Annotated in this window: 14 protein-coding genes and 2 pseudogenes; 4 read left to right on the top strand and 12 right to left on the bottom strand. The window is 34.0% G+C overall.

The features are described 5' to 3' along the window. A partial coding sequence (gene tnpC / locus BMW37_RS14485) for an IS66 family transposase (RefSeq protein ID WP_143047686.1) occupies nt 1-613 on the top strand: 613 nt, incomplete at its 5' end. A gap of 233 nt (nt 614-846) precedes the next feature. Here tnpC and BMW37_RS14480 read toward each other — a convergent pair. The 11 genes and pseudogenes from BMW37_RS14480 to BMW37_RS14425 form a co-directional block, all read right to left on the bottom strand. Further along, complete coding sequence (locus tag BMW37_RS14480) at nt 847-1,251, bottom strand: hypothetical protein (RefSeq protein WP_093322655.1); 405 nt, start codon at nt 1,249-1,251, stop codon at nt 847-849. Between the two features lie 78 nt (nt 1,252-1,329). Then, on the bottom strand, nt 1,330-1,878 hold the full coding sequence (locus BMW37_RS14475; RefSeq protein WP_093322652.1) for a hypothetical protein: 549 nt from the start codon (nt 1,876-1,878) through the stop codon (nt 1,330-1,332). Between the two features lie 128 nt (nt 1,879-2,006). Further along, nucleotides 2,007-2,881 (bottom strand): annotated as a pseudogene (locus BMW37_RS14465) (IS630 family transposase); the annotation flags it as partial. A gap of 144 nt (nt 2,882-3,025) precedes the next feature. Next, entirely contained in the window at nt 3,026-4,012 is a 987-nt protein-coding gene (locus tag BMW37_RS14460) for a hypothetical protein (protein WP_093322645.1), read from the bottom strand. Between the two features lie 176 nt (nt 4,013-4,188). Further along, on the bottom strand, nt 4,189-4,542 hold the full coding sequence (locus tag BMW37_RS14455; protein ID WP_093322643.1) for a hypothetical protein: 354 nt from the start codon (nt 4,540-4,542) through the stop codon (nt 4,189-4,191). A gap of 99 nt (nt 4,543-4,641) precedes the next feature. Continuing rightward, a complete protein-coding gene (locus BMW37_RS14450; protein WP_093322640.1) occupies nt 4,642-5,574 on the bottom strand; it encodes a COG2958 family protein in 933 nt (310 codons plus the stop codon). Between the two features lie 199 nt (nt 5,575-5,773). Next, the gene (locus BMW37_RS14445; protein ID WP_093322638.1) at nt 5,774-6,460 is read right to left on the bottom strand and encodes a hypothetical protein; all 687 of its coding nucleotides are present in this window, start codon (nt 6,458-6,460) and stop codon (nt 5,774-5,776) included. Between the two features lie 46 nt (nt 6,461-6,506). Next, nucleotides 6,507-7,166 (bottom strand): HNH endonuclease, encoded by a 660-nt coding sequence (locus BMW37_RS14440; RefSeq protein ID WP_093322635.1) that lies wholly within the window; start codon nt 7,164-7,166, stop codon nt 6,507-6,509. Nucleotides 7,167-7,211: 45 nt separating this feature from the next. Beyond that, a complete protein-coding gene (locus BMW37_RS14435) occupies nt 7,212-8,297 on the bottom strand; it encodes a hypothetical protein (RefSeq protein WP_093322632.1) in 1,086 nt (361 codons plus the stop codon). Between the two features lie 176 nt (nt 8,298-8,473). Further along, entirely contained in the window at nt 8,474-8,776 is a 303-nt protein-coding gene (locus BMW37_RS14430) for a type II toxin-antitoxin system RelE/ParE family toxin (protein WP_093322630.1), read from the bottom strand. Then, nucleotides 8,769-9,011: a type II toxin-antitoxin system ParD family antitoxin gene (locus tag BMW37_RS14425; protein ID WP_093322628.1), complete on the bottom strand. Its 243-nt coding sequence runs from the start codon at nt 9,009-9,011 to the stop codon at nt 8,769-8,771. The genes BMW37_RS14430 and BMW37_RS14425 overlap by 8 nt, the downstream gene beginning before the upstream one ends. Nucleotides 9,012-9,541: 530 nt before the next feature. On the opposite strand from BMW37_RS14425, the gene BMW37_RS14420 reads away from it, so the two are divergent. The 3 genes from BMW37_RS14420 (at nt 9,542) to BMW37_RS15255 (ending at nt 10,548) form a co-directional block, all read left to right on the top strand. Continuing rightward, on the top strand, nt 9,542-9,850 hold the full coding sequence (locus BMW37_RS14420) for a DUF1902 domain-containing protein (protein ID WP_093322625.1): 309 nt from the start codon (nt 9,542-9,544) through the stop codon (nt 9,848-9,850). Nucleotides 9,851-9,858: 8 nt separating this feature from the next. Beyond that, entirely contained in the window at nt 9,859-10,152 is a 294-nt protein-coding gene (locus BMW37_RS14415; RefSeq protein WP_093322623.1) for a type II toxin-antitoxin system HicA family toxin, read from the top strand. Between the two features lie 231 nt (nt 10,153-10,383). Beyond that, complete coding sequence (locus BMW37_RS15255) at nt 10,384-10,548, top strand: hypothetical protein (RefSeq protein ID WP_177168695.1); 165 nt, start codon at nt 10,384-10,386, stop codon at nt 10,546-10,548. A 316-nt stretch (nt 10,549-10,864) separates the two neighbouring features. Here the strand turns inward: BMW37_RS15255 and BMW37_RS14410 are convergent. Beyond that, a pseudogene (locus BMW37_RS14410) lies at nt 10,865-11,238 on the bottom strand (IS1634 family transposase); the annotation flags it as partial.

Genomic DNA, 11,238 nt, shown 5'->3' with positions numbered 1-11,238 from the left:
TGATTACTCAGGATATAAAGCCTTGTTTGATAAATATGAATCGATTATTGAAGCAGGTTGCTTTACCCATGTCCGCCGTAAGTTTGCTGAAATAGTTAAAGTCGCACCGCATCCATTTGCTCAATATTTCATTAATGAAAGTGCTAAACTTTATCAGATTGAGGATAAATTAAAACTCCTAACACCTGAAGACAGAAAACGGGGGCGAAAGAAATTTGCTAAACCCATCCTCAAAAAGTTAAAAACATGGATAATGCACCACTTATCTAAAGCATTGCCTAATACAGCTTTTGCTAGGGCATTAAAGCATGCCATTAATCGATGGAAATCTCTAGAAATTTATCTAACCGATGGCAATGTCCCTATCGATAATAACCATATTGAGAGAAACATCAGGCCTATCGCTTTAGGCAGAAAAAACTGGCTATTTGCGGGTTCACTTGCTGCTGGACAACTGATGACTAATATCATGAGTTTACTTGCCACAGCAAGAGCCAATGGTATCGATCCAGAGCAATGGTTAAGAGAAACCTTAGCGGTGTTGCCAACTTGGAAATACAAAGATATAGATAAACTCTTACCGATCAAATCAATTCAAAAAACTGAGAATTAAAGAATCTCAGCCTCAATAATGCCTATTATACTTGACGAAATCGAATAAACGACATGTGTTTGTCGGATGCTTACGAAGTACCAAATCGCCGTCCGCTTTCACCGCCAAACCCGCGATACCCACACTGCCCCGTCACTTTCTACTTATCGTAGAAGTGTTGAGGCGGCGTTGGAGAGGTATCGGGAGTGGGTGTTTTGGGGATTTAAGTAAAAAATATTTTCAATTAACCAGTATTAAGACATTGAAACACTGGTTAAATTACCATTCTCATCAAAAATCATATCTAACATATATTTGGTATTTTGATCGTATGGAACACATGCTAATCGTTTATTAAGCATGGGTACATTGGGGCTATCTAGTTGAAGATCAATTATTACAGGCTTTCTAAACTTTTCTGAAAGTGCACAAGTACTGTACTGATAATGCGTTGAATCCACACTGCTATTTTGATAGGTAGGCTCACCTAAGGTATTAATTACATAATTGATATTTGTTTCACCAATTTTTAAATGAATACTCGCTATTTGAATTTGTTGGGGCTGTTGAGTTACAACGTATTGTTGGCTAGAGCACCCCGATAAAACTGTTATAAGAAATACAATAGAACAACAAAATTTAGTTTTAATCAGATTCATCACTTTCATCTCACTAGTAATATATTAGTAAATAGATTAAAAAAATGGTTAGCTGGCTTATACCAAAATATAATTAAATTACATCAACATATAGGCAAACTGTGTACATTTAATTTGTTGTAACAGCGTATGTTTATAAGGCTTTTTATCGCCTGTTAATTCTTCAGCAGAACTTGCTAATTTATCTTCAAGTACACTGAGTTCAATAGAATCAATTCGTGTGACACCAACTGCCCATGCGCTTCTAAGTGTGCTTTCAGATTGCTTGATTAGGTCTAATTTTTTGAGATCACTGAGCATATTCGCCAAACATGTGGTGGGACTACTATTTTGTTTAAATTCAAGAGCAACATGTGTACCAGATGTCCAATATGGTTTCTTTAGAATAAAATCGGGCTTAATATAATCACCACTTGTTTTACGCTTGTCGCAACCATATCGTAACTCACGATTCCATTCAAAAGCTTTACTCTCTGCTGTAATAAACGCTGCAAATTCAATTTGAAGCCAGACTTCCCAACCAGTAATCCCTTGTTCATCAAAGGTGTTTAATCGTTTTTTAATATTTTTCATATTAAAAAAATCAGCAATTACTTCATTTATATACTCAAAATCACGATTTATCATACTTTACCTCTTCGTTAAATTTAGAAAGAGGTATTATACATTAGTAACAATCAGAAATGTTTTGTATTTTCTAGAATTTAATCCCAAAGTACTTCCCCCCTCTGCAGTGGGGACTTTTAAAAGCAAGGTTCATTCATCACCTTCCACAGCCGTTCAATCGGATTGAGATTCGGGCTATACAGCGATAAATAATGTAAAGCGATATTCAGCGCATTGGCTGCAAATAGCACAAGTTCACAGCGATGATAGCCCGCACAATCCAAGATCACGTAAATACGTTACTTAAATCAATACTGTTTTCGTATTGCACCCAAAAACGGACAATACTTTCGCTGTTTACTGCGTCATACGTACGGGTCACAGTTTCAGCAATATTCGCCAGATTCAACGCACCCACTAAATTGATACGCGTTCGACTCGCGTGGGTTTTGACGAATTTATCCGTTCCTTTTTTGATCCAGCCATAACTGAGTTTCGTGCCTTGAGTGGGATGGACCGCATCCATAAATAAGATCACCTCATTAGGATGGTTGCTTTTTAACGCAGTGTAATGTTCGATAAAGTGTTGCTGTGCTTCAGGATTGGCTTTTGCTGGTAAGCCTTTTGGTTTTTTATAGGTAAAACCGTGTGCTTTAAGCCATTTGTGCATGCCAGGGACTGTGTATTGCACACCAAATGTGGCTTTGACGTGGGCAATGATTTGATGATTATAAACGTAAGTTGTTTCCGTCAAATGATGAATCAACGCCCGAGTCTGTTCGGGTGTTAATTTGCTTTCACTTCCACCATTTTCCGGTTTAAGCTTTTTTTCGTTAAGGTAGTCCTGAATATGGCGCAGTACGCTGGCTTCTGAAATTAATAAGGCTGTCGAGATTTCACGGACAGACCACCCATTACTGGCATGGATAACGGCTTTAATTCGGTCACAAACACGCTTATCTCGCGTTTTAGCGTGCTGGTGTAATAATTCTGATTTTTCTTTATCGGTAAGTGGAATATACATGGTTATATGATGATCCCTATTTTGGGTTTTTACAATCATCTTCAATGATCACGGGTATATGCCAAAGTTACTTGAAGTTGAATTTTACCCTCTAAATTTCCTGTTTACCAGGGCTTTTAAAAGCGGGGTTAATTCACCTTCAAGTTAATTAGGTATAGATATTAATCCTGTATTATTTATTGAGTTCTGGTTTAAAACTGAATCATTTTTACTAATAAGATAATTATATAAAAACTCTGAGTATTCAAAATCCACCTCAGCAGAAATTTCTCGTCTTCCTTCTTCTGCTGTAAATAAAGTTATAGTTGAAGCATCTACATCTGTTATTTTTTTTATTCTTGCCTTCAGCTCAGTTAACAACTTTGAATATTTATTTGATATTAACTGTCTTTTATACATATTTATACATGAAAGCTCTTTAAAAAAATCATCTAAACATTCAAGCAAATCAACCCTCTCACCAAAAGAATCTAATATTGCAATATCTTTTTCTTTTTTTTTATCATCAATCGCCTGTAATTTTATTACTCTTAATATTTCATCTTTATCGACATTTAAGGTTCTCAAATCTTTTTTTTGTTTAACTCCAATTTGTTCATATGTATGACTAAAATTATATTCAAATTTATCATTGATATGCTGTTCTAAGTTCCTAAACAAATAGATTAATCTAAAGTATTTGCTATTCTCATGAGTTTTATTAACAAATAATTTTATCTTTGCAAATGGAATATTTATTTTATTTATTTTATTTCTTTTTTTTCTTTTTTTAGAATGAGGCGGGGCAATAAAATCTAAATATTTTTTTGACAGATTTAATAAGGTGTTAAATCCTCTCATAGTATTAGATGAAAACCAATATTTATCTCTATAGATTTGGTGACTTGCCTTGTCCCCCGTTAAGTAGAAAACACTATTTTCTATATTTAAACAGTAAATATATTTTTTATAATCAACATAAGCCTCAATAAATGCATCATACAATTGCTCTGAATATAAAATTTTTCTCACACACTTTATAATGCTCTCAATTTCAATATAGTGTTCACTACTAACGTCGATATCCTTTTGCATTGGCATATTGATTTGATCAGATATAGGTAATGTATAATTTATGCAATAGCTTTTCATAATAGCTCTTTATATCATTAATATTTAATAATTCGAAAGATTCATACACATTAAAAATTATCCGAAAAATAGTTAAAATAATATATACTTAACGATTTTTTTAATAATCTAAGCCATTTTATTCATTGTGCATCAATAATTTCTCACATGAATGGATATCATTCACTCAATTAGTTTCAAGACAAGTATCTATCCGCTCTTATTCGTATTGCATCTCTATTAGGTTCAAAATATAATTCTTCAGACTGTGTCAAAAATACAATCCCACCAACTATGGGGGGCATATAAAAATAGACAAAACCTCTTTCAGACACAGCCACTTCATCGGAATACCATTTATCACTACCAATTGTATTATAAGCATAAACTCTGATTATGAAACCATTAGTAACAATTAGCTGGCTTAATTTTTGCGTAATCTCTTTAGCCTTAGACAAACGTACTTGATTTGTGTCTGAACTCACCGAAGAATTTTGAGCAATAAAAAATTCTGCCGCACAATAGTCAGTCATTATTTGAGTTTCTTGCATAAAATATTTTCCTTCTTATAAGGTTAGCACTTACATATTATACTAATTTTCGATTTTTTACTACACATTTACTTAAATACATCTATTACTCTAATAGTGTTATAATTCAAAATCATTTGGTACATCCCAGTCTCTAGGGTTAGCTTCACCCGTTTGATAAAACTGTTTTACTAATTTGATGTATTCAACAAAATCTCTATTTTCATTTGTTAGGCGATTAGCCATATCCCAATCTACATTATCCTTTTCTCTCGCAGGTATAAGAACTTGACTTTCGGCAGGATTCTCAACATCTAGCTTAATTAATCCAATGCCATGAGCAGCAAAAAGCATTCTTAACTCTTTCAAAGTCTCACTACCTTCAATATCAGCAGCAACTAAATAACCAAAATTAGCCCATGATGAGTTAGATACAGCTTGGAAAAAAGATTCCCTCGCATTAGAACGATTTAAAAGAAGTTTAACTTCAAAAGACCACAACTTCGTGCGTTTTTCTGCATAATGACTAACACAGCTTTTCACTTCACTATGCCAATCTACACCAAGTGTTTCCATCGCAACAACATCAGGATGAAGCCAATGATTACCTTTGGGGCCATTCATATTTGATGACCTTTTTTCATCAATTCTTTTGCTATAAATTTCAAATTCAGACCAAAGAAAAGTAGACAAAATCGGATACAATGAATGTTCATTTTTATCCCCAGTTTGTTTTTTCGTAACGTGGCCTTCTACATTTTCCACAGCAGAAATGTCAGACTTCTCAGAAAAATAATATTTACGGGGTCTGCCTTCTGTGATCTTTAAACCTGGGTGTCTTTTTTGAGTACGGGGTCTTTGAGAACCAATTTCAGCTACTATTTGATTAATTAATTCGACATCTGTTTTTAGTGTCTCACTGTTATTTTTTTTAGCTTGGCACTGTTCCGGATAATTTTCAAAAATCCATAATGCGATTTCTCTCGCTGTATATTTGACTTCTGCATTTTCCTTTAAAAAATCAACCACCGTCTTGGCTAAATTCAATTTCATGATAAGTATCCTTTTGCTATTTTTGAATTATAAGTCCGTAAGAAAATTGTTATATATTGTTACAGACGAGTAATATAAAGTCACTAAGAATAACGATCTTTAAAAACATACTGATTTTAGAGATAATTTAGATGGTTTATACTTAGGATTTGCCTCCAAATCTATAAAACTTATAGTCCTTAGATATATTTTGTAAACTTTACCCCAAATACTCCCTCACCTTATCCAACTGTTCCTTGATTATCGTACCTTTGTCTTTGACCGCGGGTGCGGCTGCATGGGGAATACGGCAAACGCGATAATCACCCCATTGTTGAATAAAGTAATCACCCGGCTTAATGATTTCAGGTTGCTTACCTTGTAATAATGCATTTTTTACTTGAGTGAGATTGCCATGAAACTTGCCACAGAAAATTAAAGCTTTGGGTTTGGTAAGTTCGATTTCAAGGATTAGTTTTTCAGCGGAATACTTGTCGATCAGTGCGATCAGTTCTTTGTTTTTGGATTTTCGGATTGAGGTCTTATTGTAATCAAATGCGTAAAAATTTAACCACATCGGCTCTTGGTCAACCACTTTCTTAACTTCTCGCATTAACCACCAGAATTTGCCTTTGATTTCTCTATTTAACACGCCTTGATAAATACCTAAACTGGATTGAGCTATCTCTTCGATTGGCTTGTTCTCGGTAAGCATTTGTTGAAAATTATATTTACTTCCCCAACCTCTGGTCTCTAACCCAATCACAGCAACATCAGACGTTTGTTGGATATTGGGTAAAAACGGCATACTAAGGCCTTCGGTTGCCTCTAAATGCTTCTCTGCCAATTCATGCATAAAATCTTGGTAGAGCTTGCTATATGGGTCATGTTTAAAAAAATCTGTCATGGTATTTTCTCCAGTGATTGTTTAGGTATTGATAGCCGATTGGTCTTTAATTGATGTTAAGTAGATTTTTAATCTCATCAAGATTTAGCGGGGGCATTTTGCTGTGGGCAATTCTATGACAATTAGGGCATAAACAAACAAGGTCATCAATTTTTGTTTCTCTTTCACCAGTCAAGAAAAGTGGGGTAATGTGATGACAATCAATAATAAAAATACCATTAATTGATTTGTGATACCCGCAGGCTTGGCAAGTATATATATCCCGAATTTTTGCCTCTTCAACTAATTTCGGATTTCTGGAAAGTACATAGTTTTCAACTAAACGCCTTTTTCCTTCAATTGCAGTTGGAATGTTCTCTTGCTGCATTACTTCGTCAAAATAACATTCTTCCAAGTAATTAAAAAAATCTGGTAGCAACTGTGTTGAATAACTTAAGTGGCGAAAACCCTTATCATACTTTTTGCGTTCATTATTCAAACTAGTTTGATACTCTTTTATCATTTCCAACATCTGAACAAATGGTACTCGTGGAAGTTCTGAATTTATTATTTCTCCTTCTGAATTAACTTTGTACGGGAAAAAAGCACTCTTTGTCTTCTTTGCTATAATGATTTGTTCTCCTTCAGTAAGCATTGGAATTACCCGTCTTGAGGCAATAAGCAATGATACATAACGGGTGAGTATTTCTTCAGTAATTTTAATCATATCAACCTCAATTAATCACCTTAAAGCATCATTAGGTTTATTTTTTCAAAAATATAATTTAATCCATTGAATGATGCCCCGCATACCCTCACAATTTTGACAACCAAAAATGTACGTGTCTGAAGCTTCCGAAGTCATATGTCCGTTGCAATATTCACATTGATAAACTGTATCATAGAGAGTTAGACAACAAACACATAGGTAGTGTTCTTCATATTCGCAAACAGTTTCATAGCCTTCACAGTCATCACAGGAAGCTGGGGTAATAGCTTCAAAATAGTCCTTATAACTATCCGTATTTTGGTCAATAAGATTGTATAGGCCATGTTGACTAGTAATAGTGTAATTACATAATTCGCACTGGAATCCCTCGAAGGGGGATATAAACTGGTTTGGATCATTACATGAAGGGCAATTTATCTTAAGTTTTACTTCATTATGAAAACACACCATACAAGCTTTAGATATTAAATTATTTACTTCCTCTATCACCTCAAAAGAATTACAACCACATTTAGTGCACGTCTCAAAATGTTTTCCTGCTTTTATTTGTTCTTGGATATCAGGCTCAATACTTTTGTACTTAACGCTTGCGTAGTTATTGGTTCCAGTTAAAACCCTCTCCATATTTTCAAATTTTTGTAGAAATGGTTTGTAGATTTCTCGCCAAGTAACCGTAATAAACCGCTGAAGTTCAAACCAAGCTGTGGCCTGTTCTGCTTTAATATTTTTATGTTCCTCAGGATTGAAAATACCTTCATGATAGAAATGAACTACTCGATGACGGTGTTGACGAATTATATCAAATGCTTTTATTGCACTTAGTTCAATTGGTTTACCCAATATATCTTTATGACGTTTACAAGCCTCAACAAAAGACACAGAGACAAAATTACCCAATTTATATTTTTCTAGACTAATGTCTCGATCAGCGATAACTAAAGTCCAATGCTCCTGAACCAACGGAGCCTTCAATAAAATTTCTACCGCCGTGTAAAAATTTATTAAAGAGTGTTTTGGTTTAGTTTCAAGCTGTGAGATAGCCATTTCAAGAAACTCTATTCCATTTTTAACTAAATTATTAAAATCTGACTCTTGATTTAGCGGGTTTGTAAATTCACTTATATCCATAAACTTAACCTATACGCATAACAAACTGATAAACCAAAAAATGACTCTAACTAAATTTATCAAGTAAATGAGTATTTTGATTTTATGATTAGCAACATTAAGACTAAAAATCCAACAGTAAACTTATTATCCGAGAAATTGTATCTGACATAAAATTTCTTAAAGTAAAACCCGACTTAGGGATACCCAATAAGATTCAACTCAACATCTTGCTTTTGATGCAATATTCTAATCACATCAATGGATGAGTCAGTTTCAATAAAATAAATTACATGGGCTCCACATAATACTTTATGGAAATCGGGGAGTGAGCTTACAGGTCTACCTTGCTTATGCCCATTTATTAATGATGCTATCGTGTTGATTATGTTCTGGTGATAAGTATCTGCCTGTTCCCCACCCCAGTTTTGATTACTATAAAGCCATATTTCTTCTATATCTATTTCAGCAAGTGGGGTAAGTCGATAGGATTTAGCCATGTTTAGAATGCATCCTTTTTAGAAATGCATCACTATCAAACGGTTTTGGCTCACCAGATTGTTGCCCTAATAAAAGTGCATCTTGCAGTGCTTTCAAACGAGTCTCATGTTCTTCAAGCATTCTAAGTCCAGCTCTTACGACATCACTCGCTGTATTATAGCGGCCACTCTGTACCTGTATTTCTACAAATTCTTTGAAATGTTCGCCCAAAGAGATTGAGGTGTTTTTTTGCATTTTTATTTCCCCCTAAAGATAGAGATTAATTTTAATCATACCAAAAATTGGTACTTTTGAGATTATATACCAAAGTAATGTAACGTTGCGTATTTTTATTTTTCAAACATTCTCTGCTTAATCACTTGAATTCATAACTTTAAATGTTTGTACTAAGTAATTTGTTTATATACGAAGATCAATAGACTCTACTTTTATTCAAAATTTTTGCTCTTTTATACCCCATTCCTTGACATCTTTGAACAAAAAAGTACCATCTATTCATTCTCTTGAAATCATGCACTAAATTGATGAGACAACGGCTTCAGCATTCCTCAAACTCAAAACATTTTGTTTAGTGACGAACACTTCCTACTAAAACCCCAGTGTGTATAAAAATCTGTATGGTAGTAAAATAGTCGTATTTGTGATTTTCAGCTCTAGGCTATAAATGCGTAATATAGGTTTAAAATTTTTTACACTATCCAAACACATGACGACCTAAAATATGAGATAATTTTATCAAGAAACTTGATAACGAGATAAATAATATGAAAAAGACATTACGTTGCATGGCTTACAAACAAGACAGCGTCTATGTTGCGGTGTGTATTGATTTAAATCTGGCAACTCAAGCCGATACTATTGACGATGCTATCAAAGCACTTGAAGCGCAAATTTTAGATTTTTTAGATGAAGCCTTTAGAGAGCCTCAATACACAGAATCATTGCTGAATCGTAAAGCACCTTTATCCTTAGTTTTGAAATACTTTTGGATTACTTTCGTTATTTCAATTGGTAAGAGAAAGGGCTCTATTTTTACAGAGGAAAATTCAAAATTTAACTTTAAACACACTTAATCCATAAAATGTTGAATTTTTTAAAACAAAAACTAACGCCCTTAACCTATCAAGAGGTTGTTGCAGGACTCACTGAATTGGGTTTTGAAATGCTCCCCAAAAAAGCGACCGGCCACGAACAATGGCGTAAAGTCGATGAAAATACCAAGTTTTTAGTAACGGTTTCCAAACATAGTTCACCCTTCTCTAAAGTTCTCATCCAATCAATAGCAAAACAAGCCGGATTAAAATCAAGAGAGTTTCATGCCTTGTGTAAAAAACAGATCACCCTCATAGAACTCAAAAATTTGAGTGAAAACTAATTTCAAACCGACTATCTAGCGACATTTTGTTGAGGTGCTATATTGGCTATGCCCTTCCTAATAACGTCGTTTCGCAATCTAGCAATACCATAAACTGACACAAAACATCTATCTAGTTTCTAGCTTGTATCGAAAACTAGAGTTGGCACTTAGTCGCCTAAAACAGGTTAACTTACAAGTAGCAAGTTAATGCATTTGAATTAGCAATAAAACGATGAGGGTAATTAACAATTGAAAACTCAAGGTATCCCTTATTCAAATGTTAAAGCAAAAGCACTGATGAATAATGATGTATTAGAGGCTTATTCAGTTGAAAAAACAGAAGTAGAAGTTCAAATACTACCCATTAAGACTAAAAACACTCAAAAGCGTACTTTTACTCGGTCTAGCTCTTGACATCTTTGAGCAAAAAAGTATCATAAATTCATTATCTTATTATTATTCTACGCAAAAGCCACCTTTCGGTGGCTTTTTTGTTCTCATATTAAGTATTTTACTTCGCTAAAAGCATTGAAGCTTCAATTAAACTCGCAGGGATTGGCTCTAGTGGAGAGTGTTTATCTTTTCTTGTCTCAAAACCATTAATGGATGTTATCTTATCAATATGTAATTTGAATTTTGGAGCAATTAGAACCTCAAGCTCGTCATATTTTTCATCTCCATCTGTCTTTCCGCACTATATTTTATAATTATTTCTTAGGTTAAAAAATGGTCATTTTTTAACCTCCCTATATATTGACTCGTAGGGTTCGCCTAACAGTCTGATGATAAGCCTATGCTCTTCATCAATACCCTTGATATACACAGTTTTTTTATCCACTATCAAACATTTAATCTTGGTGAATTTCAAAAATAACCATTTCAGAGTTGGGTTATCTGTTTGTTTCTTCATACTATTTGTGATTGTTTTCTTATTCTCTTTAAGTGTAGTTCTAATTTGATGTTCTAGACCGGCATAAATCATAAGTGCTGTCGTCATTAAAAATAATAACGCTTCTATGCGGCTTGGCTTTTCAACAAAAAATGATGAGGTCATGAATGAAGGATCTTTTAAGAATCTGAATCCTCTCTCGACTCGCTGTTGTG

The organism is Thorsellia anophelis DSM 18579 (assembly GCF_900111395.1).
Taxonomy (GTDB): domain Bacteria; phylum Pseudomonadota; class Gammaproteobacteria; order Enterobacterales; family Thorselliaceae; genus Thorsellia; species Thorsellia anophelis.
The sequence above is the reverse complement of the archived record's forward strand: the minus strand, read 5'-3'. Positions and strand labels throughout refer to the sequence as shown.